Raw genomic sequence first — 25,756 nt, forward strand, 5'->3', positions numbered from 1 at the left:
TAGGGCCGCGTCGTCCGCCCGGGTCGTCCGATATCTGATGGTCATGCGGCAACAGCCGATGGCTTTACACGCCCGCCGTTCGCTCATCCCGTGGGCGTCACCACTTCTTTCCCAGGAGGTCCTTTAACGCCGCATTGTCCAGCATGGCGTCGGCCAAAAGCCGCTTCAGCCGCGTGTTCTCATCCTCCAGCGTCCTCAGCCGCTTGGCCTCCGAGACCTCCATCCCGCCAAACTTGGCTTTCCATTTGTAGATGCTGGCATCGCTGACGCCGTGCTTCCGGCACAGATCGACAACCGACACGCCAGCCTCGTGCTCCTTCAAAATCCCGATGATCTGCTCTTCCGTAAAGCGGCTGCGCTTCATGCTCTGGTCCTCATATGGGCCAGAGCGAACTTCAATCTGGATTAAGTCCAGGGGGCAAGGTCAAGCGACCTGACATTTGGGAAGGTGTCGCGATGTCAGTCACGTTATTTAGATCATAGCCTGGGAAAACATACATCCGACAAACGAGAATAACATCTTCCGAACCGCTGCTAGAGACAGCCGCGATAGAGAAGGCGAGCACCGTTGAAGAGATTTCAGGCAATCGAGGGATTGCGAGGCTGGTTGGCGTGGACCGTGGTCTTGGCGCACCTCGCATACTGTTCGGGCTTCAATGCGGGAACGTTGGCGGCACAGTTCAGATCACTAGGCCTACCCGCTGTCCTCGTTTTCCTTATAGTCAGCGGCTTCGTGATCACGCACGTCGTTGTTGAAAAATCGGAGGCATATCCTGTCTATCTCGTCCAGCGTTTCGCACGATTGTTTCCGTTGTTCGCCGCCACCTGCATTGTTGGCTTCTTTACGAACGATCTGCTTGCCATTTCGTTAGCCTCTCCTGGCTTTAACGATTCCGAATTCGCAAAGGTTGTGAATGGTGTCGCCGCAAGCAATCATAAGTACTTCTGGTCACACCTTCTCGCGCATGTCACGATGCTGCACGGTGCCGTTTCCAATGCAGCGTTGCCGTACTCGGAGTACGCATTCAACATGCCAGCCTGGAGCATTTCGCTGGAATTCCAATTCTATCTTGTTGCACCGCTGATCATCTGCATCATCCGAAATGAAATATTCATCCCGGTACTCGCGATTACAGTTGCAGTTTGTGAATTTTGGTTCAAGAGCTTCGTCGGCACTGTTCAGCCCGGAGCGCTGCCGCTCGCAGCGAGCTACTTCGTGGTGGGAATTGTGAGCCGATTGACCTACCCGTATGTGGAAGGTCATAATTGGCTGGTCCCGGCAGTGGCTTTGGCAATCGTCCTTTTTCCGTTGCGCAGTGAACTGCGACCGTTCCTGATCTGGTTTATTGTATTTTTTGGTCTTCCGCAGAAGTGCCATGAGCGGCCGGGACTTGCTGCCAATATATACTCCTGGGCGCTCACGAATCCCGCGGCGCAGTATTTTGGTTCGCGCTCCTACTCGATATTTCTGTGTCACTACCCTGTCATTTCAGCGATCGTTTGGTTCGTCTTCAGCTACTCTGGGGTTGCTCCTGGGATATTGCTGCTTTCGTGCCTGAGCATACCCGCGACGATAATGGTTTCAGAATTCACATATCGATACATTGAACTGCCGGGGATCAAGATGGGAAAACGCGCCGCGGCTTGGATGCAGCCGACGATCGCGTCAGGTGTGGCTTCCCAATGAATGTTCATGCGAAGATTCGCTCGCTCAGGATCAACGAGTAAGGCGGGCGCGCGGAGCCCTTGCGACGCGTACGCAAGCCTGCGTGACATGGCTCGGCAAACCTGGTCATCATCCAGCCCTTTCACGCCGTGAGAGCGAATGAAGCATCCGGGGCAATCCGTTTCTCAAGCCAAGTGTGTCCATTGAAGTGTTTGTATTGTTCTGCACGCAACTTGTCGCCCAGGCGACCGGGCGGCAGATCAACATCCGCATAGGTCAGGACTGCATCCCTTTTGACTGCGTGCCGCAACTTGCAACCCTCGACAAGACCTTCGGGAAGGTATTGCATTTGGCTCATTTCCTCGGAGTTCACGGCTTCGCCATAGGTCATGTACATCCCATAGCCGTCGAGGACCTCGCCCGCCGCCAAATCACGCTTGGCGACGGCACAGACCTCGACAATAGGCCCCGCGATGGGAGGGGCGACCAAATCTTTGAAAAGAAACGCACGGGCAATCGAGTTCGGTACTTCGAAATGAACGAGGTGATATGGTGTGAAGAATGCGTACAAGGGCCCGTCACCCATTTTGTACAAGCTCAAATACTTCTGCTGCTTTGGATCGGTGTGCTCGGCTAGCACGTAGACCTTGGTCAGAGGTGTGCCGACGAGATAATCGATGATTCCGCCGAGGGCGCGGACCTCGTCTATGTCATAGAGTGTGCCGATCTTCATGACGTCGCCGCGATATTCCAGCCCGCGCGACATGCCACGTGATCTGACCCTGAAGCCAGTAGCATTGGCCACGATCGTTTGCTCGAAGCTGATCTTGGACCCGTCGGCGAAGCTGGTGACCATGGCTGGGTTCTGGCCCCATTGCTCGGCAAATCCCTTCTGTGTGGTGGGGTTGCGATACGGGTCCTGAAGTCCCTTGATGTTGCCGACAACGCGTGGGATCAAGCCGAGCCCCTTTACCCATCGAACCAGGTTCATCTGCACCCCCGGTTCGTCGCCATCGCACGCAGACAAGGAGCCGCCGTACCTCTTTGCATAGACCTGCAAGATCGGTCCGATAGTCGCGTCAATCTCCGCGTTCATGAGCACGACGGTTTTCTGGTGTTTGAAGGCTTCCAGCGCGACGTGGGCGCCGAATTCAACCGATCCGGTTACGTCGACGATCACGTCGACCAGGTCCGATCTGGCGAGGAGGAACGCGTCCTCGGTGACCGCCGGAACGCCAGCGGCAATGGCTCTGTCCAGCTGCCCTTGGCTGTCCGCGTAAACCACGTCGGCTAGGCCGGAATAGTTGAATACGTCACGGCCACGCTGTGGCTTTCGGCTGTATATGGCAACCACCCGCATTCCAGGAACACTGTTGTTTATCTGATTGGTAATCCCCTGAACCATGAAGCCTGCGCCGAGGAGGCCGACGCGGATTGGCTTTCCCGCCGCATGACGGGCATTTAGGGCGTGGTCGATGAGTATCATCGTAGATTCTTTCAACTGGAGGGATCGGTAAGCGCCGCGAGCAACGTGCTTTCGGCGTCAACCCGCGACGCCGGCGAGTTCCATCCGCTCTTTCAGTTCGGATTCGACCTCGTTAAGCAACCGAAAGTTCTGATCCTTCTCCGAGATCACGGAAACCGGAAGCGGCCACGTCAGTCCGAGCCGAGGATCGTTATACATCAGCCCGCTCTCCGCCTCGGGGGTATAGAACTGTCCCACCTGGTAACTGGTATCGGTGTTGTCGACGAGAGTCTGATAACCGTGAGCAAAACGTTCCGGCACATAGAGCGACCGATGGCTGCTCTCGTTCAGTTCGACGGCGACATGTTGCAGGTAGGTCGGGCTTTCAGGGCGCAGGTCGACTATAATGTCGAGGATGGCGCCACGTGTGCAACGAACCAGTTTCGTTTCCGATGCCGGCGGAAACTGAAAGTGCATACCGCGCAAGGTTCCCCGCCGGGTATTTGACGCGATATTGGCCTGCGCGATGACCGGATTGAGGCCGAGGGTCCTAAACTCCCTCTGGCAAAAGGCTCGCCCAAAAAAGCCGCGGGAATCTTCGCGGCGTTCAATATCGATAATGTAGGCTCCTTTAAGTTCGGTTTCGGTTATAATCACCCCAATTCCTCCGTAACTGCCCGCGCCGGCATTCAAATGCATCGAAATGCCAACGATGATAATGCTTAAGAACGGAATCTCAAAATAGTTTTCAAAAAATATTGATTAATTCGGTCTGTTATATAAAATGCGACATTCAATAGTGGATTTTATTTTATTTAAATCGAGGCCTGTAGGACCCGCTCTTAGCGATCTGTGGCGACCGAAACGGCCGGCAAAAACTGGGAAGCGCTAGCCATGAAAGTTGTGCTGTTCTGTGGGGGGCTCGGGACCCGTATCCGAGAATATTCTGAAAGCATTCCGAAGCCCATGGTGCCCGTCGGCCAACACCCGATGCTGTGGCATGTTATGCAATACTACAGCCAATATGGTCACCGCGATTTCATATTGTGCCTGGGTTATAAAGCCAATGTGATCAAGGAGTACTTCCTGAACTCGGATCGCTGGGCCCACAGCGATTGCGTTGTTTCCAACTTCGGCAGGAAGGTTGAGGTCATCGGCGAGCAGCCACCGGATTGGCAGGTTTCGTTAGTTGACACCGGCATTTGGCGAAATATCGGTCAGCGCTTGATGGCGGTGCGCTCCCTCGTAGAGAACGAGGAGGTCTTTCTCGCAAACTACAGCGATGGCCTGACCGACGCGCCGTTGCCCGAAATAGTCGAGCGGTTCAAGAAGAGTGGAATGGTTGGATGCTTTGTTGCCGTGCATCCCCCGTTCAATTTCCACCTTGCTGAATTCAACGGCGGAGACACCGTCAAGCGTTTCCGCTCCAGTCAGCAGGCCGAGATCTGGATCAATGGGGGCTACTTCATCTTCCGGAGAGAGATCTTCGACTACATACGCGAGGGCGAGGAGCTTGTGCTCGAACCATTCAATCGCCTGATCGAGGCCGGAAAACTCATGGCCTACAAGTACGAAGGTTTCTGGCGCGCGATGGATACGCTGCGAGACCGGCAGGTTCTCGAGGAGATGATTGAGCGGGGCGAAATGCCCTGGAAGGTTGTTCCGGAAGTGCGCACGCAGGCTGCTTCATGAAGGGGTTTCAGCTTGCCGCGCCCGGAGAGCGTCTCTCGATCCTTTGTCTCGGTGCGCACTCGGATGACATCGAAATAGGGGCCGGTGCGACGATTCTGAATTTGACGGCGCGTGGCGTTCGGCTTGACGTGCATTGGTGTGTACTTAGCGCGCCAGGTGAACGTGAGAGTGAGGCGAGGGCGTCTGCGGCTGAATTCGTGTCCGACGCAGCCCGTTCTCAAATTGAAGCAATGTCCTTTCGAGACGGCTTCTTTCCAGAGCAGGGTGACGAGATCAAGAAGTGGTTCGAGGCGTTGAAACGACGCGTTGAGCCGGATCTGATCCTTACGCACCGCGGAGACGACGCCCATCAGGATCATCGTCAGGTGTCGCGTTTAACGTGGAATACATTCAGAGATCATTCCATTCTCGAGTATGAGATTCCCAAATGGGATGGAGACATCGGTCGACCGAATGTGTATGCGCCCGTTTCAGCGGGAGCGTTGCAACGAAAAATCGACCTGCTGATGTCGCACTTTGGCAGCCAGCGTTCCAAACAATGGTTCGATCCGGAGGTGTTCCGGGGCTTAGCGCGGCTGCGGGGCATGGAATGCCGCGCGCCGGATAGGTACGCTGAAGCATTTGTAGCGAACAAACTCGCACTGTCGTGACAGGGCGTTGGTGAAGCGTGCCCAAAAGCGAGCCGTTGCCGAACTCTCTTCTACAGGAATTGGAATGGACAATCTCAAGGGGATGATAATTCGCGGCAGCGTGGTCCGGCTTGGCGGCCAGGCGGCGAATTTCGCTCTTCGACTTAGTGTCATGGCCGCCCTCGCGCGCTTGCTTGATCCGCAGGATTTCGGATTGGTCGCGATGACAACCGTCGTCACCGGGATTCTTCAACTCTTCACAACGGCAGGTTTGTCCTCGGCCACAGTCCAGCAAGACACAGTGACCAACGAGCAGATGTCGACGTTATTCTGGGTCAATCTAGGGATCGGAATAGTGCTTGCGCTCCTCTGCGCGGCGACTGCGCCTGCTCTCGTGGAATTTTACCATGAGCCTCGTCTGTTCTGGCTGACTATCGTGGCAGGCTTGGGATTTCTTCTGAGCGCCGTAGCGGTGCAACATTCGGCACTACTTCAGCGTCAACTGCGGTACACAACGTTGACAGTTATTGAAGTGCTCTCACAGGTGGTGAGCTTTGCTGCCGGAGTCGCTATGGCCGTTGGCGGCTTGGGATATTGGGCCATCCTAGGAATGACATTGATTTCGACCGTGGTCTATACCGTGTGCGTATGGGTGGCCGCGGCGTGGATTCCCGGCCCACCGCGCCGGACTGTCGGAGTCCGCGGGATGTTGAGCTTTGGCGGGATAGTTACCCTGAATTCTCTTGTGGTGTACGTTGCTTACAACTTCGAGAAGTTGCTCCTTGGCCGATACTGGGGAGCCGATGCTCTTGGGATCTATGAACGGGGATATCGGCTGGTCAACCTGCCGACGGCAGAGCTTAACGCAGCAATTGGAGGCGTTGCGTTTTCGGGATTGTCGCGGATTCAGAAAGATTTACCTCGACTGAGGAACTACTTCCTGAAGGGCTATACGATCGTCCTGTCGATGACGCTACCCATCACGGTCTTCTGCGCGGTCTTCGTGGATGACATCGTCGAGATCGTACTTGGGCCGAAGTGGAGAGATACCGTAATCATCTTCCGCCTGTTGACGCCGACGATTTTAGTATTCGGCATTATCAATCCCCTTGCTTGGTTGTTGTATTCGGCAGGCCTACAAGTACGAAGTCTGAAGATAGCCTTAGTGATCGCCCCGCTGGTCATTGCGGCCTACCTCATAGGATTGCCCTACGGTCCGACGGGGGTCGCATTCGCCTATTCCGCCGCGATGGTATTGTGGCTCATCCCGCACATTTTCTGGTGTTTGCACGGAACGTTGATTTCTCCGCGAGATCTACTTTTCGCAGCAGGCCGGCCGTTGATCGCAGGTGTGGCGGCGGCAGCAGTAGCTCTTGTAGTCCAACTCTGTCTCGGTGATTCAGAGTTGCATTTCTTGAGGCTCCTTCTTGGAGGCTGTATTATCGCGGCAATCTATCTCTGGATGCTGCTGTTTCTTATGGGGCAGAAGACAGTCTACTTCGACCTGTTCAAGGAACTGCAGGGCGCACTGTCCATGAGAACTCATGAAAAACAAGCGGGCTAGGTTCGGAGATTGGACGACCGGCCACCGGATTTGGAGGGCAAGATGACTAAGCTGCGAGCGGGCGACTGGGTAGAAGTGCGGACCAAGGAGGAGATCCTTAGCACGCTCGACAGCAGTGGCCGCTTCGAGGGGCTGCCGTTCATGCCGCAAATGTTCAAGTATTGTGGTAAGCGGTTTAAGGTCTACAAGCGCTCCCACAAGACTTGTGACACCGTCACAAACACGGGTGGCAGATGGCTGCCGAATGGTATCCATCTTGAACTGCGATGTGACGGCGAGGCGTATGGTGGCTGCCAAGCTGCATGCCTCATTTTCTGGAAGGAGGCTTGGCTCAGGCCCATCAACGAACGCGCAAACGCTGTGGTGAGTTCACCAGATCAGCGGAGCGAATGCGTCGGACAATCCGCTGAAAGCCAATGTACAGAGGAAAACGTCCTTCGGGGGACGCGTATCGGCAATAGCGCCGCGGATGCAGAAATCCGCTACTCTTGTCAGGCAACGGAATTGCCCCGCTTTACGACGTTGGCTCGATGGTGGGACGTCAGGCAATACGTGGAGGATTACACCTCGAGGAACGCCAGCTTAGGGCGGATCGCAAGCGGATTCGTATACCTGGCCTATTGGCATCTTGCACTGGCCAAGAGGGCGCGACTGGGTCACGTTTCCCGCTTGGCTTACGATTTTTTCCAGGAGCTGCGGGGCGGTATTCCGTTTCCGAGGTGGAAGGGAAAAATACCTCATCGGCATGACACGCCGACTGTCGCCTTAAACCTCCAGCCTGGTGAATTGGTGAGAGTGAAGTCCTACAAGGACATTCTTGCGACCGTCGACGCCGAAAACATAAATAGAGGCATGGCTTTCGATGCAGAGCTGGTTCCATATTGCGGCGGTGTCTATAGGGTCAAGACACGGATAACGAGATTCATCGATGAGAAGACCGGAAAGATGAGGTCTCTCAAGACGCCGGCGGTGATCTTGGAGGACGTTTGGTGCAGATCTCGATACAGCAATTGTAAAATGTTCTGCCCGAGGAGCATCTATTCGTGGTGGCGTGAAGTGTGGCTTGAAAGGGTTACCGACACAACGCACGAGAAGGGACTCGCGGCTGATGGTCGTTTAAAGGAGAGATCGCCATTGGAGCTAGTTGATGGGCCCCATGCGCCCTCGGATGCCGGAAAAATAAGGGCGATGGAACATTGATCCGTCGTCTCCAATCGCGACCGGTGGAATGACACAGGTTTTCGAGTTCGCCATGCGAGCCTCAAGCGAGATCGAGAATTCAGACCGTCCTGTCAGTCTGCCGCAGCCGGGAGTTGAAGACTTCATGGCGGCATCGGATCCCGCCTCACGACGGACCGACCCACTGGTGACCATTGCCATTCCTACGTTCAATCGAGCTACGTGGTTGCAGGACTGCGTTCGCCTGGCGCTGAGCCAATCGTATCCACGTTTCGAAGTGCTCGTGTCGGACAATGCGTCGACCGATGAAACTGCCCTGGTTCTGAGACAATTCAAGGACGAAAGGCTACGCTGCGTCCGCCAGCCGAAGAACATCGGCGCGATCCCAAACTGGAATGCTTGCCTGGCACAGGCGAGGGGGGACTATATCGTATTTGTTCCAGACGACGACAGAGTAGCGCCCTGGCTGTTGGAGCGATGCATTTCGCTGATCCGAAGAGAGCCCGAAGTGCCGATCGTGATGGCATTGGGTGAGGCCCGGATCGTCGCGTCGGGGCGCACCTTGCCACCACAGGCTAGTCGAAGTCTGAGAACTGGAATCTGGGACGGCGTGGATGTCCTCGATGAATATCTGCAACGGCGCATCATGGTGCAGGGGTGCACCACAATAATTCGTACCGAGAGACTTCGAGCCTGGGGAGGATTCCCGGCAGGATGGCCGTTCGCGAGTGATCTCGCAAGACATCTCCCCCTATTGTTGGAAGGCAAGGCAGGCTTTATCAATGAAAGCTGTGGCGCCTATTCCCTTCACGACGCGACGCAGACTTCTCGTCTTGCGCTCGAGAGCCACCTAGACGATCTCAAGAAGCTGGTAGATCTTATAACGGTCACCGCCGAGCACAGAATCGGGAATGAACGAAGGCGCCATCGGTTGCAACAGCGAGCCAGACATTTCCTGGCCCGCGAGACCATCGGGATCATTACCTCGTATCGCAAACGGGGCGCTCGGTTTCGAGAACTACTTCCAGTGTTGAGGCAATGGGGGAGCCACCTAGTAGCCTTGCGGGCACAAGATACGTTCGCCGCTACGGGGCTGATCTGCTGGCTGCTTCTTCCTGCACCGATTATTGGCGGGCTCCGCCGCCTCAAAAGGAAGCTCACCCTGAAAGCGTAGCCAGCGATGCGGGAAGTCACGGACGTGACGGTTTCGGCTTCGGGCTGGTGGAGTCCTGGACGACCCGCCCGGTTACCATGTTTACGTTGTTTGTGAAAACGGTCTTTGAGTAGCGGTCGTTCGGCCCGGCTGCCGGATAGTTAAAGCCGAAGGCTTTTGTCACATCAAAATAGTTGTCGTGCGTGTAGAATATGCCGGACAGATTGGCGGCGTCGGTCCCCGGACCGGATACGGACATCCAGTAGGTAACGCTGCCGATCAGGGTATTGCAGCCAAACTCGCCTGAATTTGTATTATCGGCAATGAACCCTTGAGTACTGCCGCCATTCTGGACCGCGGTGTTGTAAAGGATCCGGGTGGCTTCCACGGTCGGACCGTAAACCTGCAGATAGTCGCCGTGGGTCCCTGGGCCGCGCATTCCGGCCTGTTCTAGCACATTGTAGCGAATGATGATATTGCCGCCGTCTCGGCCATGGCGGCCAATTAGGTCGGAGTTAGAATTCTTCAGCCACGAGTATTCGATCGTGAGGCCGGGCCCTTCCATTTCGATCAGGAATTCTGCACGTCCGCCCCCGCTCAGACCGTCAATGATGCAATTGATGATGCGCAGATTGGAGGAGGACGGTGTACCGCTGATGACACTATTCTGCGGACCGCCTGGATTCAAACCATTGAATTTCGAGTTGATCAGGCTGGTGTTCGCTGCCGTAGTCACGACCGACCAGCCGCCGAAATCATAACCGTCGAGCGTAACGTTGTCGCCTGCCACCATGATGCTCTTCTGAGCCATGTCGAGCGATACGCCGGCCATCGAGATCGTTACCGGATCCTTGATGGGAGTATTCGTCGAATAGCCAACGCAATAGTCCACACCCGCTACGCTCCACGGCGGACGGAACCTGTACTTGGTCAGGAGAGATGGATACTGAATTGTACAAGTGGGCGCGTGTGAGGAGCCGTCATCGAGGGCGGATTTGTCGATCGCGGCGCGCTCCGGCGGGCGGGTATCTCCGGACGGAACGTTCTGCGCCTGGCTAGCGACTATCGACCAAGGCAGCGTGAACGCGAGAAGAGATTTAATGTAGCGGGCTGTCATGTTGGAAGCAGGAGCCTTGCCGGCGCGGTTCGTTACCTGGACGCATAGAATCCCCGAGTTGCATGCCCGACGGTGAGGTCACGATCGCTAGCCATCCTTCGATCGAGTACGGGGCTCTCGGCTGCTGCGACGGACTCCTCCTTCAGCGATGCGCGGATGCCGATCCATATTCCCCAGAGGATCCAACTGTTGTTCCAATAATGCACTGTCAATCCCACGAACATGAACATTGCGAGGCCCAATGTGAACGCCGTACGCATATTGCTCATGTAAGCATCGTAGTCGTGCCGAATGCTGGCGGTCCGCCTGGACGGAAAGAATGCTGCAATATTCGCTAGCAGAATAAATATGACCAATGGAATACCAAACCGGAGCGCCAAGGTCAGCCAAACGCTGTCGACTGAGGCGTTGCCAAAGAAATCATCGGGGGAGGCGTACGAGCCAAATCCGTACCCCACATAAGGAGAGAGATCGATATAGTAGCCGGCGCTTTCCCAAGTCGCGACGCGGAAATATCCGGTAGCTGGGTCGAGCGTCAGATTTGCGACGATCCAAGAGACTGGCTTGTTGGCGACCAGAAATACGACTCCAAGGAACATGAAAAGGCTTGCCACCAAGGCGTGCCACCTCCAGCGGTGCCCCAGCAGCATCTGATCGTAACAATAGACGGATAGTACAATCCCGAATGCCATCAGCGGTGCCGAAGACATTGATAGGACACATCCAAAAAGGCAAAGCCCGCAATACAAAGTTCGAGCAAGGAAGCTGCGTTCCGAGTACAGAAAAATGGCGCCGGCAACGGCGCAGAACGAGCCGAATAGGATCGCGTGAGGAAACGTTGAGGTCGCTCGCAGCAAGCCGTAACGATATTCATAGCCCGTGCTCTGCAAGCCCATAAGGGCCGCGACGACATTGTGCCGGGTGAGATGCTCCAGTACCGCAACAGCAACGATGGCTGCGGTAACAGGCTTCAGGACTCGGACAAAAGTCTCCAATCCCCGGCGCCCAAAAAAGTAAGCGCGGGCTACGATGTAGCCACCGGAAAATTCGAGGACGAGAGCGGCCGCGGAAGACGACCCTTGATCCGTTTGCAGTACCGCCGCAAACATCCAAGCTGACGCAGCGCATACGAAGAAATCCGATGCGCATAGCCGTCGCCCTCTTTGAAACAACTCGGCCAGGGCAGGAACCAGCAGCAAGGTGATTACAATCCGCGCTGGAATGAACTTGGCACCCCCCACGTACATCGTCATGTACGAGGGCATGGCGCACCCGAGCAATAGCAGCCATGCCACCCATCCATTCGAACCTGTCGCGGTTCTCCGTCCAAGCGCACCGGCCTGGAGTGGCGGTCCACTCTCCACCAGGCCGGATCCATTGAGGCCGTAAGACGACATGAGCCCTTCTCGATCCGAAAACATTATCCTAGCATCGAAATAAAGATATATTATTTAATGTCGGTTGCCAAATAAATGTTGATAATAAATATCTGGGTTAGTATATTTAATTCAGCTGGCCACGCGGCCAAAGGTGGGAAATGACCTGCTCGATAGAGGTCTATTGCGTCGCCAACGAGCAAGCGACACTTGCTCGAAATCTGAAACGATCTCCAGAACTTGCGGACAGCCGTATTAAGGTTTCCGTTCTCTGGGGGGCCACGGCTGCGTCAGCGGCATATCACCAGGCAATCGCGGGGGCCAAGTCGGATATCGTCGTATTCGCCCATCAGGACGTCTATTTTCCCGAGGGCTGGTTTACGGCACTGCGGGCAGCTTGCGAGAGGTTGAATTCGATTGACCCGTCGTGGGCTGTCGCCGGTATCTGCGGCATGACGCCCGACGGAGAATTCGTTGGGCATTTGTGGGATTCCGGCCTGGGCACCGTCTGCGGCGGGCGATTTGATCGACCCCGCCCTGCTGCGAGTCTCGATGAGGTCGTTTTGATCGTGCGCCGAGCAGCGGGCACGCTGTTCGATCCGAGCCTGCCCTCCTTTCACCTGTACGGAACGGACATCGTGCTGGAGGCAAAGAGGGCCGGCATGAAGTCCTACGTGATCGACCTGCCGATTATCCACAATAGCAAGGCAACTCTTCGTCTCGACCACTCCTACCTGACTGCCTACCGCTTCATGATTCGGAAGTGGAGGGCGCAACTTCCTTGGCCGACGGTGATCGTTCAGTTGAGCCGGAATCCCCTACCGCTGCTGCTTCGTCGTCTTCGGCTGAGGTACAGGGCCATACTGAGCGCGCCCACGCTAAACCCCAAGTTCGAGTGTCCTGAAGCGAAAGCGAGGGAGCTTGGATTTGCACAAGCAAGTGAGGATGCCATTTGACCGATTGCCTGACCGGTGCCGTGCAGAAGCGGGACAATGCTGCTGGCAAGCAGCCTTCGATGACGATTGTGGTCTGCATCGAGTCAGGGATGCTGGAGCCACTTACGCTGCGCATGGTGGAGAGCCTTCGGCGCTTTGGCGGCCGGTTTGCAAACCTGGAAGTTATTGCCGTCACGCCTCGGTTTACTCCGGCTCTCACGCGAGAGACGCATCGCCGAATGGAGGAGCTTGGGATTAAGCATCTGCGCGTCTTTCCCGATAATCCGTATGTCTGGCACCATTATATGAACAAGGCGGAGGCGATTGCCGCCGTTGAGAGCAGGGTCACGACAGAGGCGATTGCGTGGATCGACAGTGATATCCTGTTCTTGCGCGAGCCCAACGGCCTTGAACTTCCCCCTGGGGTAGATTTCCTTGCGAGCGCTCCGGATGCCGGGGTGATCGGGTCAAGGGGGGTAACCGATCCAAATGATCCGTTCTGGGAACGCTCCGCTGCACTCATCGGAAGAGTTGCTGACGATCTTCCATGGCTCCAGACGGGCGATGGACACCGGATTAGGTTCTACTGGAATGCGGGCCTCTATGTATATCGGCGCAGCACGCGGTTCGGCAGAGAATTTCTCGCCGACTTCAAGACGTTTCTTGATCAGCAAGTGGCTAGAACACACTCGCAAGTGCACTTCATGGATCAAGTCGTGCTGGGTTTGACGGTGATTCGGCTTGGGCTGGCTTGGCAGCCACTCCCGGATTCAAGCAACTTCCCCCTGTGTAGCTATCTGCCGAGAAACTATGACGGGGCAAAGATAACGGGAGTAAGTGTACTTCACTTTCACGATTCCATGGAGCCGAAGCTCTGGAACAAGCTTCTCGAGACGCTCGTACCCGGACATCCACAAATCCGTGAATGGCTCGAGCCTCAGGGTCCGGTCGCCGTGCCATCTTCGATTCCATCCGCGCTTGCGCGTGAAGGTCTCCGAATGGTTCGAGGCGCACGTAGACGCGTCTACTATGCTCGGTCCGGCTTTATCAAAGCTTGGAGTCCGGCACGATGATGTCGGCCGAATGCACCGATTTGGAGATTGAGAATTGGCAGTGGGCCGCGATAACGACGTGACCTCGCAAGAGGGGCCACGTCATGGTCCGGCGTCCAGAGGGAGAGAGTTGTGGGCATCGATCTGACGGGCCTCCGTGCGCTCAGCTTCGCAAACCGAGTCTATGGATTCGATTTTCGGAATACGGTCACTCTCGGAAGACATGAGATTCATTTCTGGAAGCAGGAATTTCATGCGGTTCAGAAGAGTTCAAACCTCGCGTACGATCAGTCAATTGCAGTTGGGCTCTACTGCGAGCCCCTCCTTCGCAAGCTTGGTGCCAAAAACATCGTCTCGATCGACGCCTCAGCTTTTGAAGGTGCATCGGTTATACATGATTTCAATCTTCCGATACCGAGCGATATGCACGAAAAGTTCGATACGTTCCTCGACTTCGGGTCGATCGAACACATCTTTGATGTCGCGCAGGCGGTCGACAACATAGTGAGCTTGGTCAGGCCGGGCGGACACGTCCTCATAGCGACGAATGCAAACGGCTTTCCTGCGCACGGCCTTTACCAGTACTCGCCCGAATTCTTCTACAGTCTTTTCAGTAAACGAAATGGCTTCGAAGATACCGCTGTCTTCCTGATCAAGCCATCCCGCCCGATGAAGTGGCATCTCATTAAGCCGCCAGTGGCGCTCAACCGCAGGAATCAGATCCCCTTTGAAGAGCAGACGGTGATGATGGTATTCTCGAGAAAGGTCCGCAGCGTTTCCGACTTGCGCGTGCAACAGTCAGACTACGATGCGACGTGGACGAGCTTCGCTACCGGAAGCTGGGCCGCCTGGGATAGACGGAATATTCCGAGGTGGAAGAGCATGCTTCATGAGTTCATAAGTCCATTCCTTTTTCGAAGCCTCTCGTATCACTTCAAATCGTCTCAGGCCCGGCGCAAATACCGGGCCGATCATGTTGTCATTGATCCGGATTCCGTGGACCTAGCCGACTTTGCGAGAATGATAGCGGATGCGGCATTGCCGAAACCGCCCTCAAGGAGCGAGATGAATCAGGCTGAACGGGCAACGCAACTGCATTGATTGGCCGGGCAGGCAGACGCGTTACGCACTGGGCCACCAGCCGGAGTTCTCCGGGCGAAGGTTGGGCCGCTTTGGATGAACACGGCAACTGGAAGGGTTTGGAAGATGCGGAGTCTCGAACATGCGGTTGAAGGCCCCCGTGCTCCTCTGCTGAGCGATCTGAAGAAGCAACGCGCCTTGGCGCCAGAAGCAAACATGAACTGCTACTTTCATCATGTACGTCACGAGATACGGCCGCTGCTGCCGAAGACCGCAACCAACATCCTCGAGATTGGGGCTGCCTCCGGGCAGACGTTGCGCTGGATCAGGACGATCTACCCCGCCGCAGTGACGACAGGCGTCGAGATAAATAACGCGGTCGCAGAGGAACTGGCCCGCAATGCGGATGTGGCGATCTTGGGCGGCATTGATGAATGCCTACCTCGCCTCAAGAAATATGATCTCATACTGTTGCTCGACATCCTCGAGCATCTTGTCGACTCGAGAACTGTTCTGCAGAAGGTTCGAGGACTGCTCGAGCCTGGTGGTCATGTCGTGGTGTCCGTACCAAATGTCGCGCATCTCAGTGTTGCGATTCCGCTTCTGTTCAAGCGCCAGTTTGACTATCAGGATGCGGGCATTCTGGACCGCACACATCTCAGGTTCTTTGTCGAGGATACGGCGATCGGGCTCATGAACGCCGCGGGCCTGAACGTCTCCAAGGGTCTGATTTCCGGAATGCAGGGCTATAAGTCAAAGACGCTCAATCGTCTTTCGTTGGGCCTCTTGCGACACCATTTGGCGAAGCAGTACATCATGCTTGGAGAACCGACTGAGGGCGAAGTTCGTCAACGGCCGGTTAAGTGGACGACTGCCAAGTGAGACGAACCGATGAACTTGCTCGCTGCCAAACACTGCTGGAGAACTCAGCATGTGGCCTGATGGGCCGCGCCAGGTGAGTGTTTTGTACATAACCATCAATACGGAGACTGCATCATGTCTGAGGCTAGCGGCTCCTTTTACGTCAGGCGCTCTCCTACCATCGAATTCGTCAAGAGCCTCTTGAAGCGCAGTAAGCTGGTCGTTGGCCTTACGACGTCTGCGAGGCAGGCGCACGAGAGATTACTGGGAGGCTTCATCACTAACCACGAACTCGTGAACCAGTTGGCGTTATTTGCTCCGAACTCTAGCGGCTCTCCGAAGGCCAAGGCCGATCTCACGATGCTTTCGGCCCAGACAGCATTTCCCTTGATTTGCGAATTGCTGGCACAGCAGGGCAGCCGCCCCGTACAAGCGAGGCGCCTGGAATCGTTTTGCTCCGCAGACGTTCCGAACAGCCAAGCAATTGAACTGGCCGGACTGTTCAATGCATATGGCAGTGATAAAGCGTCCAGTCACAACTACTATCTCGTCTATTGCGAAATTCTCGGCGCCTTGCGTCGGAATCATCTGAGGATTCTCGAGATCGGCCTCGGCTCCAATAACCCTGACGTCGTCTCGTCAATGGGGAAGTTTGGCCGGCCTGGTGCGTCGCTGCGTGCCTTTCGCGACTTCCTTCCGAATTCCGAGATCTTCGGCGCGGACGTCGACCGCAGGGTCCTTTTCGAGGAAGATCGTATAAGAACGTATTTCGTTGATCAGACGAGCTTGAGATCGCTCGACGAGCTTGCGGCTGTCCTGCCAGAGGCGCTGGATCTAATTATCGATGATGGCCTCCATTCACCCAGCGCGAACATTGCCACGCTGATCTTTGCGTTAAAGAAGCTCAAGTGCAACGGCTGGTTTGTCGTCGAGGATGTAGCTGAAAAGAGCGTACCGGTCTGGCAACTTGTCTCGGCAATTCTTCCCCAACAGTACACGTGCAGGATCCTGCAGGGCAGGTCCGGCTTTATGGTCATCGTGAAGAAAACATCGGGCGCGCGTCAACTCTGATTCGGAGCACAGAGGCATTGCTCCGGTTCTTGTTTCCATTCTCGAAGCATAGTGATCTAGCAATATGAACTTGAAGGCGGTGGCTCGCTATTTTTATGCCAACGTCCCCGGCGTTGCGGCGATGAGGTTTGCTGTCAAGGACGTTGTCGCGCCGTTTTTTTTCAAGCGGGAGTTTCTTGGGGTCAAACTGCTCAAGATCGGAAGCGGCTTGATTGTGGACGTGGGCGCGAACCGAGGCCAAAGCACGGCGGCGTTCAAGAAGCTCGCACCGAATTCCCACATCGTGGCCTTTGAGCCCGAGCCGAGGTCGGCGAAGCGGCTCGCGTTTCGTCATCGTCGAGATGACGCTGTGACCGTTTTCGATTGCGCGCTTGGCTGCAGTCCCGGAGCAATTGATTTCTTTCTTCCAAGATACGGTCGATGGGAGTGCGACGGAATGGCTGCGACTTCCTACGAGGCGGCGACCGAGTGGTTGAAGAATCCAGGCAGGATGTACCGTTTTGACGCAAAGAAGCTAACGGTCCGGGAGCACCGGGTCACGTGCAAAGCTCTCGATTCTCTCGGCCTGGCTCCGGCTCTCATCAAGCTTCATGCCCAGGGGGCGGAACTGGATATCCTAAAGGGCGCGCAAGGAACGTTACAACAGCAGAGACCTGCATTGATGTGTGCGTTTGCCTCGCCGGCGGTGACTAAATTCCTGTCTGATCTCGGCTATCGCCCTTATGTCTACGATAGGGGATGCTTTAGGTCGGGAACCGCACCGCTATCCGTAACCTTCACTTGGTACCTGACAGAGGCACACGTGAAAGCATCCAATCGAGCTAGGCGCGGGATGTCTGCATTTTGGAAAACTATGCGCCGGGGATGGTACCCGATCTAGACGGTCAGACTACAGAGGTTGCATTGAGTTTCTCGATGGGCGTTTTGATGCCATTGCCGCTTACAGGCAAAGGAGTGGGGTACACCTGCGGCTCCCTCGCAGAGGCGATGGTCGATCAGAATTTTGGCGTGACGATCGTCACTCCGCGCAGCCGATGTCCTCTGCCCCTGGTGGAGGTGATCGAGGCCTTGCCCGTGTGGAAGCGGTACTTCCCATATGGCTGGGTGAAGAACAGCGCGAGCCGAAGCATAGAGGCTGCGTTCCTCTCATATCTGGATCGCTGTCGATCGCGCAGGTTGGCTGCCTATCTCTGGCCCAGCGCAAGCATGGAGTTGCTCCAGGAATTGAAACGACGTGACGTCACGGTGTTTCGAGAGCAGTTCAATTGCCATACCAAGACCGCCAAGACAATTCTCGACCGAGCGTACGGCAGGATTGGTCTGGCGCCGATGCATGGGATTACCGACGCGGCAGTTGATCGCGAGACCAAAGATCTTGAGGCCGTGGATTACATATTCTGCCCGAATGAACCGGTCGAAAGTTCGTTGCTCGAGAACGGTGTGTCGAAAACCAAATGTTTAGAAGCAGCATACGGCTGGGACCCAGTTCGCCTTTCGGGAAAGAATCGGCTTCTTCCCTCGAACCATGGTTTGACTGCGGTCTTCGTCGGGATCATTGGCATACGAAAAGGAGCCCATTTGATCCTCGATTATTGGGCGAAAAGCGGGGTGACGGGGAGGCTGGTGCTGGCTGGACGAATGGAGCCGGTCATCAAGGAAAGATACAGCGACTTGCTCGCACGGGACGACGTGACGGTGCTTGACTATGTCGAGGATATCGGGTCGCTTTATCGATCGGCGGACATCTTCGTTTTCCCATCCTTGGAGGAGGGCGGACCTCAAGTCACCTACGAGGCGTGCGCTTGCGGTCTACCGGTCATAACGACCAGCATGGGCGCGGGACGCATTGTCCGAAATGAACGTGAGGGCCTTGTGCTGGGTCCGTATGATGCAGTTGGTTGGATTGCGGCTATTCGTCGGCTGGCTGAGGATACTGAACTTCGACAACGGATGTCGAGTGCTGCGCTTGAACATGCGCAGCGTTTTACGTGGACCGCGGTCGCTAGTAGGCGCCGCGAGCAAATGATAAGGCGCCTAGGCTATGGCAACTGATCGCGCCAAACTTGCGGTGCTCATCGTCTCCTATCGCAATCCCGATGATGTTGATCGCTGTCTGAAGTCGTTGGTGCATTCTGATTGGAAGGATTTCGAGGTCTTCGTCTGTGAGAACGGTGGGAAGGAAGCGTTCCAGCGGTTGATGGCGGTAGTTGCCGGTCCGGAGCGAACGCTCCGGCAGCTGCACGGCGGCTCGGATCTTCTAGATCAAGCGAGAGGAAGACTAGCCGTCGTCGAAAAATGTCAATTTCCGAGCAGGACAAATATCGTTCGGCTTGGACTTGCGGTGGATAATCTGGGCTATGGCGGTGGTGTTAACGCTTGGCTCGAGCAATTCCTTGAAAGCCCGGGCTGGGATGCGGTGCTCGTCCTCAATCCCGACACCGAAGTGGACAGTCATTGCTTGTCTGAACTAATGGCGAAGGCTGCCGCAGGATTTGGTATGGTTGGTGCGACCTTGGTGTTCGATCACGTGCCGGATAAGATTATCAACTACGGTCTTCATTGGTCTTCCACGACGGGTCGTGTCGTAGCAGTTGGTCGGAACGCTCCGGCGGGGAGTGCTCCGTCGCACGAGCAGATGTCTGAGATTGACGCGATCAGCGGTGCTTGCGTTCTGGTCACGCGCGACTTCGTTGAAGAGGTCGGTCTGATGACTGAAGACTACTTCCTCTACATGGAGGATCTGGACTGGGGGCGTCGCCGTGGCAAGCATCGGATCGGCTTTGCAGAAAGAGCGATCGTACGGCACATCGGGGGCACGGCTATCGGCTCTGCCGTAGATCCGAGGAAACGCTCCTACTTGTCGGTGTATCTGTCTGCTCGCAATAGCATTGTCTACGCTCGCCGGGAGGCAGGATGGCGATGGGGCCTCCATTTTGCTTTCGGCTTGTTGTACGCGACCAGATACGTCGTCATGGGGTCTCCAACCGCCGCGAAGATCACGGTCAGGGGACTGATAGACGGAGTGCTGGGCAAGACTGGAAAGCCGGACGCTTCCCTGCGATTGCACGTGTTTGGCTAGGCGCTCTTGTGTACCACTGTTTTCTGAAGCGTCGGTGTACCACTGTTTTCTGAAGCGTCGGCCATCGTACCTCTGGGAATCCCGACCGAACAGGGATCGCGCGCGGCATCAGCTGTGAGGGGTCGTTCATGCTTAACGTCTCGCAGATCGCTTCCAGCCGGGCTATGCAAGATGAGAGAAAGGCCAGCGCCGCTGGTTTCCTTGAGGCCGCAGTCGTATTGGCCCGAGGGTACCGATCAGCAGACTCGATATGACTGCGAACAAACTGTCGAATCTCCACACTAGTGCGGCTAGCCCAACAGCCGCACAAGATCTTTTCCGAGTTTCTGTAAACTAACGAACAACATGGACGCGTCACTCAGGAAGATGAACAGAAGTGCATGGACAATATACATGTGATCCCGAAGTCGGATCAGCATGCGCTCGAATAGCGCTCGCGGATATGGAGTTGCGTAGAAGAGTAAGACGCATGCCGGTCCTAACACCAGGGAGCCGGCTACGTCACTCGGATAGTGCCATCCGAAGATGACCCGCGGCACTGCGATAATGACAGCGACCCAGAGAAAGCAAAGTAGTCCGACCAATCGATTTTCTATGAGGATCAGTGTGGCTAGTGCAAAGAATAGTGTCGATGTGTCGCTGGGGAACGAGTCTCTGCGGTCCCAATCCAAGCTCCATCGTGGATCAGCTACATTCAAAGGAAGCGCTGGGTCCAGAAGCGGACGAATGTGAGTGGCAAAATGAAATTGTGTCCAGACGGAAAGAACGGTCGCAAGGCAAACCGCAACAAATCCTGTGAGCATCCGGCTCCGCCGTTCCCGGTCATCGCCAGCGAACCACAACGCGAGTATTGAGAAGAATATCGGAAATCCCCTGAACAAGGAATTGTTCGCAAGTTCCCATACGTATAGCGAGTCAGTTGCAGCGAACGAGTTGAGCCTGAGAAGGAGGTCCCGATCCCATGCGCCGCTTACCGTCTCGCTGAACCTTGCCGCAAAAAGCTGCAATCCGAGGATTGCAGCGACGAGCGCAATCACTGGTGCGGACAATGTGCTTCTCGACAGTTTATCCCAGCAGGAGCGCGCGCCCTCCGTGGGCACGATCGAGATCACAGATGAGCTCGTCTCGTTCTTCGCGAGCTGCCGTTTCATGCGTATAAGCTCCATCTATTCCAAGATTATATTAATCCGTTAGATAAATAAATTGGAAGATATTATTATAATTAAATCTAACGACGGGCCCGCGGCTACGGTGGCTTCAGATGGCTTGGAGCGGCACCACCGAACCTGCTATCCACCCGGCTATCCCAGCGGGCTCCGTTAACCAGTCGTCGCCCGCCCATAAGGCAGTCCCCAAATTGCTAGATGTCGGCGGAGAAGTGGTTAACTGCCCACCCCTGAAACGAGGGAGACGCGGCACTCGCTCTTTTAGGGGGTATCGTTTGGACGTGATCGCCAAGACAGCCCCAATGCAGGCACCGGCGCCGGCTAGGCCGATCGAAAGGGGGCCGACCGAGGTCGACCGTCGCCTAGATCCTGGTCTCCGCGTCCGCCTGCCGCTCTACCGGAGGCGCGAATTGTGCCCATTGAGCTCGGCCCAGCGTAGGCAGACCGAGGCAGGCAGCTTCAACCCCGTCCGTTGCATGAGCGCCTCCTTTTCAAGCATTCGCGGCGACCCAAGCTATCCGCCGACGAGGCGATGATGCCGGTGCTCGAGCCGCCGTGGGGCACCTCAAGACTGGTCAGCTCGGGATTTAGGCGGCGGACGACCGGCCGTGGAGCTAGGCCGATCCACGGGGGCTCGCCTCTGTCTTTCAACTAGCGTTCTGTTAGTGGTGCAGGCGGGGTAACTTCTACGAACTTGCCACAGCGGTCCCGCTCCCGATGTCGGCGAAGCGCTCAAGCCCGTCGAAAAAGGTCGGTGGCCGCAGCGCCGAAGAGTGCTGTTCGTTCGGCAACAGAAGAGCCGGCCGCTTGAGAAAACTTGGAGGGCTGGCTCCGGGCAGAGTTCGCGTTGATCGGCCAAAAGCGCAAGCTGGCCGACACCGGCCGGAACGGTCTGACGCGCTTCACCGAAGATGGCGGCATCGAGTTCGACAACAGCGCGGTCGAGCGCTTCATCCGTCCGATCACGTGTTGGAAAAATGCGCTGTCCGCAGGCTCTAGTGGCGACGCCGAGCACTGGCCATCATCGCCTCCGTGCTTGAAATCTGTAAGCTGAACGATGTCGATCCGCTTGCCTATCAGCCTGACACTCACCTGGATCGTTAACGGCCCAGCAGCGACATCGATGAGCTGCTTCGGTGGGCCTATTGTCGCAAACGCATCAAGCTGTGGTCTGCAGAACGCATAAAGCGCATTGAAACTGTGCCGTGTCGTTACGAAAAAAGTGCGAGCCGCGCACCGCGTGTGATGAAGGTTCAGATCAGCTTTGCCACAATATTTATTGCGGCGTTGAATAAACCAAAGTATTCGAATGAAAATATTAACTGGCGGACTCCAGGCATTGCCGCAAGTGTCGGACCGCAATGCGCAACGGCAACTATTCCACAGAAATCAATCGCGTCGGGCAATAATATTCCTTGTTTTGAACCGCAAACGATTCAGACTGCAGTCGTCTAGGCATTTCCACAATTTGATTTTGTATCCGAGTGAGTGTGGCGGCTGCGAGCCAAACATCACCCCGGCGTAGCCTAGTTGTGGTCCCAAAAAAGCCCGCGGCACCCAGCCAATAGTCGCCTCGGCGATCATCACGTGGTGGTTTGTCCAATAAACAAAGTGAATGGCGTGTTGCTCGGGGAAGGCCCTTCGGGGTCGAGCACATGCGGATGACATCAAATCAGGAGAACAGGTAATGGCAGTTAACGACGGTTCTGCGAACGCGCCAGTTGGATCAGCGCAGCTTTCGAGCTTGCTGGACACCTATGGTGCGAACCGGCCGGCATGGAAAGTCGCGGGGGTGGACTATCACGTCGGCGTACCGACGGGGCTGACGCTCAAGGATCCTGCAACGATCTCGACGGCAGGCGTGTCCGTTGACGCGGCTCAGAAGAGCATCACGGTGACGGGCAGCAACGTCACGCTCGACGGTTATGACTTCGGGGGCTGGGCTGTCGTAACCACGGCAGCGAACACCACCCTGACCAACTCGAACTTCAATGGTTTAAATCCAGGCGGTCCGCAGAGTAGCGTCATCAGCGGTACACAGACCTCCTCCAATCTGCATATCGCCAACTGCACCATCGATGGTCTGAGCGGCGGCGGGCATGCCGAATTCCTCGTCGAAATGGAAGGGCCCGGCCTCACGATCGAATATTCGTGGCTGAAGAATTCCAACTCCGACTTGATCGGCCGCCACGGTCAAGACGGTGGCGACATCACGATTCAATATAACCTGCTGCAGCAGGCTGGCATGGGCGGCTCAGGCACCCACGGCGACTATCTTCAAGTCTATGGTCCGACCATCGATTCGACCCACATTCTTTACAACACGGCGGTCCAGGATGGCGGTACGACCCAGGGCTTCATTGCCGACAACACGAAGTCGGGCGAGTTTGCCGGTAACACTCTGATCGGTAGCGTTAGCTATTGGATGTCCGTCTCCGGTCCGGGGACCGACGTCGCCAATCTGAGCGGGGCATTTTCCACGCACGACAACTATTTTGATGTGACCAAAGCCTTCGGCTTTACCTATCCGGCCGCCGGGCCGGACGACTCTTACTCCCGGACCTCCTTCGTGCACAACGTGAACATGGTGACCGGCCAGGTCGAGCAGGATGCCAATGCGCCTGCTTACACTGGGCCCACCTACACAGCGCCAAGCTCGCCTGCTCCGAGCGCCCCTGCTCCGAGCGCCCCTGCGGCGCCCGTTGTCGCCTCTTTTTCGACCGACAGCGGCGTCGCCGGTGACGGTGTGACGAACGACAACACCATCGAGCTCAAAGGCGCCGCTGCGGCCAACAGTACGGTGACGGTCTATGATGGTTCAACCAAGATCGGTACGACCACTGCGAGCTCAACGGGCAGCTGGGACTACATCACTCAGGTCCTGAGTGACGCCAAGCACACGCTCACGGCGACCGCGACCAACGCGTCGGGCCAGACCAGCGTGGCCTCGGCTGCGGTGGCTGTCACCGTCGACACGAAGGCACCAGCTGCACCGACGATCGCGAAGGATACCGTGAACAGCAGCAATCAGACTGTCGTGTCAGGGAGCGCCGAAGCGAACAGCACGATCAAGGTATATGACGGCACGACGCAGGTCGGTACTGCGACGACCAATTCGAGCGGCGCGTGGAGTGTCACGACTTCCGCTCTGTCGGCCGGTTCGCACGTGCTGACGGCGAAAGCCACGGACCTTGCGGGCAACGTGAGTGCTGCGTCAGCCGGCGTGGATCCGGTGATTGGTTCTGGAACATCGGGCTCAACCGGCTCGGGCACGTCCGGTTCAGGTACCTCGGGTACAGGTACCTCCGGCTCCGGCACGTCGGGCACAGGCACGTCGGGCACCGGCACCACTGCGCCTGCCGCACCGAAAATCGCGTCTTTCTCGACGGACAGCGGTGTCGCCGGTGATCACATCACTAGCGACAAGACGTTGACCCTGGCGGGGACTGCGGCCGCCAACAGCACGGTCAAGGTGTTCGACGGTACGACCCAGCTCGGCATCGCCACGGCGGATGCCAACGGAGCCTGGCACTACTCGACTGCTGCGCTGCTCGACGGCAAGCACAGCCTCACTGCGACGGACACGGTCTCTGGCGTCACCAGCAAGGCATCGACTACGCTGGATGTAACCGTAGATACTGCTGCTCCGGATGCTCCGGTTCTGTTGAGCGATCCGACCACGCATAACCGCGCAACGGTATCCGGAACGGCAGAGGCGGGGAGTTCGATCAAGCTCTATGAGGGTACGACCCTGCTTGGCACGACGACGGTCGGAAGCGACGGCGACTGGAGCGTGACGACCCCGAATCTCAAGCACGGGTCCCACACCTTCACTGCGACAGCCACCGATGCAGCCGGCAACACCAGCGTCTTGTCGCAGCCGATTGATCCGCCAATTGGCTCGCACGGCGGCAACGGCACCTCGACCGTGGAACTCACCAACGTGCGTCCGCACTGGGATCACACCGCGACAATCAAGGGCACTGCCGATCCCAACAGCCAAATCAAGCTGTTTGACGGCACGACGTCGGTCGGTTCGGTCACGGCGAGCGACAACGGCAAGTGGAGCTTCCACACCTCCGATCTGTCAGGCAGGAGCCACGCCTTTACGGCGCAGCAGGTCGACGCGACCGGCCACGTGGCTGGGACCAGCTCGGGCGAGGCGATCATCGGCACGGGCCGCAGCAATACGCTGACCGGCACCACAGGCAATGACATCATGGTCGGAAAAAGGGGGGCGGATACCTTCGAGTTTGCGTCGAACTTCGGCCACGACGTCATCAAGGACTTCGCTGCCCGCGGGCCTGCTCACGACACGATCGCGTTCAGCAAGGGCGTGTTCGACAGTTTTGCGAGCGTTCTCTCCCACGCGGCCCAGTCAGGCCACGACGTCGTCATCGCGACGGGGAGCGACACGCTCACGCTAAAGAACACGCAGCTCGACAAGCTGAACAGCCATGACTTCCATTTCGCGTAGTCACGTGTTCGGCGACACGGTGTAGCCACCAATCTGCGGTGCAGATCATGGAAGGCGGGGAATAGTCCCCGCCTTCTTTTGTTCTGGCTGCCTCTATTGTGATCTACGCGTGAGCGGCTTCGCGGCGTTCGCGGGATCCACGCCCGGAGAGATCGATACGCGCGGCTTTAGCCGGTGACGCTTCGCGCGATGGT

General features: G+C 56.5%; 21 protein-coding genes and 1 pseudogene. 16 read left to right on the plus strand and 6 right to left on the minus strand.

What is annotated here, in order from left to right:
• A pseudogene (locus IVA87_RS26465) lies at positions 1-364 on the minus strand (transposase); the annotation flags it as partial.
• A gap of 204 nt (positions 365-568) precedes the next feature.
• Here IVA87_RS26465 and IVA87_RS26470 point away from each other — a divergent pair.
• Positions 569-1,687 (plus strand): acyltransferase, encoded by a 1,119-nt coding sequence (locus tag IVA87_RS26470; RefSeq protein ID WP_247335743.1) that lies wholly within the window; start codon positions 569-571, stop codon positions 1,685-1,687.
• Positions 1,688-1,808: 121 nt separating this feature from the next.
• Here IVA87_RS26470 and IVA87_RS26475 read toward each other — a convergent pair whose 3' ends face one another.
• Together IVA87_RS26475 and rfbC are read right to left on the minus strand one after the other, a co-directional pair.
• Complete coding sequence (locus IVA87_RS26475; protein WP_247335745.1) at positions 1,809-3,152, minus strand: NAD(P)-dependent oxidoreductase; 1,344 nt, start codon at positions 3,150-3,152, stop codon at positions 1,809-1,811.
• Between the two features lie 57 nt (positions 3,153-3,209).
• Complete coding sequence (rfbC, locus tag IVA87_RS26480) at positions 3,210-3,830, minus strand: dTDP-4-dehydrorhamnose 3,5-epimerase (protein WP_247335746.1); 621 nt, start codon at positions 3,828-3,830, stop codon at positions 3,210-3,212.
• A gap of 195 nt (positions 3,831-4,025) precedes the next feature.
• Between rfbC and IVA87_RS26485 the strand changes: the two genes are divergently transcribed.
• The 5 genes from IVA87_RS26485 (at position 4,026) to IVA87_RS26505 (ending at position 9,369) form a co-directional block, all read left to right on the plus strand.
• Complete coding sequence (locus IVA87_RS26485) at positions 4,026-4,823, plus strand: glucose-1-phosphate cytidylyltransferase (protein WP_247335747.1); 798 nt, start codon at positions 4,026-4,028, stop codon at positions 4,821-4,823.
• Positions 4,820-5,473, plus strand: a complete 654-nt coding sequence (locus tag IVA87_RS26490; RefSeq protein WP_247335748.1) for a PIG-L deacetylase family protein — start codon at positions 4,820-4,822, stop codon at positions 5,471-5,473. The genes IVA87_RS26485 and IVA87_RS26490 overlap by 4 nt, the downstream gene beginning before the upstream one ends.
• A gap of 64 nt (positions 5,474-5,537) precedes the next feature.
• Positions 5,538-7,016, plus strand: coding sequence for a lipopolysaccharide biosynthesis protein (locus tag IVA87_RS26495; protein ID WP_247335749.1), 1,479 nt, complete (start codon positions 5,538-5,540; stop codon positions 7,014-7,016).
• A gap of 42 nt (positions 7,017-7,058) precedes the next feature.
• On the plus strand, positions 7,059-8,216 hold the full coding sequence (locus IVA87_RS26500; protein ID WP_247335751.1) for a hypothetical protein: 1,158 nt from the start codon (positions 7,059-7,061) through the stop codon (positions 8,214-8,216).
• Between the two features lie 28 nt (positions 8,217-8,244).
• Complete coding sequence (locus IVA87_RS26505; RefSeq protein ID WP_247335754.1) at positions 8,245-9,369, plus strand: glycosyltransferase family A protein; 1,125 nt, start codon at positions 8,245-8,247, stop codon at positions 9,367-9,369.
• Between the two features lie 16 nt (positions 9,370-9,385).
• Here the strand turns inward: IVA87_RS26505 and IVA87_RS26510 are convergent, their stop codons facing one another.
• Positions 9,386-10,465, minus strand: a complete 1,080-nt coding sequence (locus IVA87_RS26510; protein ID WP_247335756.1) for a hypothetical protein — start codon at positions 10,463-10,465, stop codon at positions 9,386-9,388.
• A 32-nt stretch (positions 10,466-10,497) separates the two neighbouring features.
• On the minus strand, positions 10,498-11,718 hold the full coding sequence (locus IVA87_RS26515) for a hypothetical protein (protein WP_247335758.1): 1,221 nt from the start codon (positions 11,716-11,718) through the stop codon (positions 10,498-10,500).
• A gap of 284 nt (positions 11,719-12,002) precedes the next feature.
• On the opposite strand from IVA87_RS26515, the gene IVA87_RS26520 reads away from it, so the two are divergent.
• From IVA87_RS26520 to IVA87_RS26555, 8 genes are all read left to right on the plus strand, one after another.
• A complete protein-coding gene (locus tag IVA87_RS26520; RefSeq protein WP_247335760.1) occupies positions 12,003-12,797 on the plus strand; it encodes a hypothetical protein in 795 nt (264 codons plus the stop codon).
• Positions 12,794-13,849: a hypothetical protein gene (locus tag IVA87_RS26525; protein ID WP_247335763.1), complete on the plus strand. Its 1,056-nt coding sequence runs from the start codon at positions 12,794-12,796 to the stop codon at positions 13,847-13,849. Before IVA87_RS26520 ends, IVA87_RS26525 begins: the two co-directional genes overlap by 4 nt.
• A 111-nt stretch (positions 13,850-13,960) precedes the next feature.
• Complete coding sequence (locus IVA87_RS26530; RefSeq protein WP_247335768.1) at positions 13,961-14,929, plus strand: class I SAM-dependent methyltransferase; 969 nt, start codon at positions 13,961-13,963, stop codon at positions 14,927-14,929.
• 105 nt (positions 14,930-15,034) lie between these two features.
• Positions 15,035-15,790 (plus strand): class I SAM-dependent methyltransferase, encoded by a 756-nt coding sequence (locus tag IVA87_RS26535; RefSeq protein ID WP_247335770.1) that lies wholly within the window; start codon positions 15,035-15,037, stop codon positions 15,788-15,790.
• A gap of 114 nt (positions 15,791-15,904) precedes the next feature.
• A complete protein-coding gene (locus IVA87_RS26540; RefSeq protein WP_247335772.1) occupies positions 15,905-16,840 on the plus strand; it encodes a class I SAM-dependent methyltransferase in 936 nt (311 codons plus the stop codon).
• A gap of 64 nt (positions 16,841-16,904) precedes the next feature.
• Positions 16,905-17,720 (plus strand): FkbM family methyltransferase, encoded by an 816-nt coding sequence (locus IVA87_RS26545; protein WP_247335773.1) that lies wholly within the window; start codon positions 16,905-16,907, stop codon positions 17,718-17,720.
• A complete protein-coding gene (locus IVA87_RS26550) occupies positions 17,684-18,892 on the plus strand; it encodes a glycosyltransferase family 4 protein (RefSeq protein ID WP_247335774.1) in 1,209 nt (402 codons plus the stop codon). Before IVA87_RS26545 ends, IVA87_RS26550 begins: the two co-directional genes overlap by 37 nt.
• Entirely contained in the window at positions 18,882-19,919 is a 1,038-nt protein-coding gene (locus tag IVA87_RS26555) for a glycosyltransferase family 2 protein (protein ID WP_247335775.1), read from the plus strand. The genes IVA87_RS26550 and IVA87_RS26555 overlap by 11 nt, the downstream gene beginning before the upstream one ends.
• A gap of 290 nt (positions 19,920-20,209) precedes the next feature.
• Here IVA87_RS26555 and IVA87_RS26560 read toward each other — a convergent pair whose 3' ends face one another.
• A complete protein-coding gene (locus IVA87_RS26560; RefSeq protein ID WP_247335776.1) occupies positions 20,210-21,070 on the minus strand; it encodes a phosphatase PAP2 family protein in 861 nt (286 codons plus the stop codon).
• 832 nt (positions 21,071-21,902) lie between these two features.
• Here IVA87_RS26560 and IVA87_RS26565 point away from each other — a divergent pair.
• Positions 21,903-22,139, plus strand: a complete 237-nt coding sequence (locus tag IVA87_RS26565; RefSeq protein WP_247335778.1) for a transposase — start codon at positions 21,903-21,905, stop codon at positions 22,137-22,139.
• A 633-nt stretch (positions 22,140-22,772) separates the two neighbouring features.
• Complete coding sequence (locus IVA87_RS26570; protein WP_247335779.1) at positions 22,773-25,562, plus strand: Ig-like domain-containing protein; 2,790 nt, start codon at positions 22,773-22,775, stop codon at positions 25,560-25,562.
• Positions 25,563-25,756: the final 194 nt, after the last annotated feature.

Source organism: Bradyrhizobium sp. 147, from assembly GCF_023073935.1.
Taxonomy (GTDB): Bacteria; Pseudomonadota; Alphaproteobacteria; order Rhizobiales; family Xanthobacteraceae; genus Bradyrhizobium.

What these genes read in the sequence shown, in the direction of transcription:
- IVA87_RS26545 (WP_247335773.1), top strand. Translation starts at nt 16,905, where the DNA reads ATGAACTTGAAGGCGGTGGCTCGCTATTTTTATGCCAACGTCCCCGGC.
- IVA87_RS26500 (WP_247335751.1), top strand. Translation starts at nt 7,059, where the DNA reads ATGACTAAGCTGCGAGCGGGCGACTGGGTAGAAGTGCGGACCAAGGAG.
- IVA87_RS26510 (WP_247335756.1), bottom strand. Translation starts at nt 10,465, where the DNA reads ATGACAGCCCGCTACATTAAATCTCTTCTCGCGTTCACGCTGCCTTGG.
- IVA87_RS26490 (WP_247335748.1), top strand. Translation starts at nt 4,820, where the DNA reads ATGAAGGGGTTTCAGCTTGCCGCGCCCGGAGAGCGTCTCTCGATCCTT.
- IVA87_RS26515 (WP_247335758.1), bottom strand. Translation starts at nt 11,718, where the DNA reads ATGACGATGTACGTGGGGGGTGCCAAGTTCATTCCAGCGCGGATTGTA.
- IVA87_RS26540 (WP_247335772.1), top strand. Translation starts at nt 15,905, where the DNA reads ATGTCTGAGGCTAGCGGCTCCTTTTACGTCAGGCGCTCTCCTACCATC.
- IVA87_RS26520 (WP_247335760.1), top strand. Translation starts at nt 12,003, where the DNA reads ATGACCTGCTCGATAGAGGTCTATTGCGTCGCCAACGAGCAAGCGACA.
- IVA87_RS26555 (WP_247335775.1), top strand. Translation starts at nt 18,882, where the DNA reads ATGGCAACTGATCGCGCCAAACTTGCGGTGCTCATCGTCTCCTATCGC.
- IVA87_RS26475 (WP_247335745.1), bottom strand. Translation starts at nt 3,152, where the DNA reads ATGATACTCATCGACCACGCCCTAAATGCCCGTCATGCGGCGGGAAAG.
- IVA87_RS26560 (WP_247335776.1), bottom strand. Translation starts at nt 21,070, where the DNA reads ATGAAACGGCAGCTCGCGAAGAACGAGACGAGCTCATCTGTGATCTCG.
- IVA87_RS26495 (WP_247335749.1), top strand. Translation starts at nt 5,538, where the DNA reads ATGGACAATCTCAAGGGGATGATAATTCGCGGCAGCGTGGTCCGGCTT.
- IVA87_RS26570 (WP_247335779.1), top strand. Translation starts at nt 22,773, where the DNA reads ATGGCAGTTAACGACGGTTCTGCGAACGCGCCAGTTGGATCAGCGCAG.
- rfbC (WP_247335746.1), bottom strand. Translation starts at nt 3,830, where the DNA reads ATGCATTTGAATGCCGGCGCGGGCAGTTACGGAGGAATTGGGGTGATT.
- IVA87_RS26535 (WP_247335770.1), top strand. Translation starts at nt 15,035, where the DNA reads ATGCGGAGTCTCGAACATGCGGTTGAAGGCCCCCGTGCTCCTCTGCTG.
- IVA87_RS26505 (WP_247335754.1), top strand. Translation starts at nt 8,245, where the DNA reads ATGACACAGGTTTTCGAGTTCGCCATGCGAGCCTCAAGCGAGATCGAG.
- IVA87_RS26485 (WP_247335747.1), top strand. Translation starts at nt 4,026, where the DNA reads ATGAAAGTTGTGCTGTTCTGTGGGGGGCTCGGGACCCGTATCCGAGAA.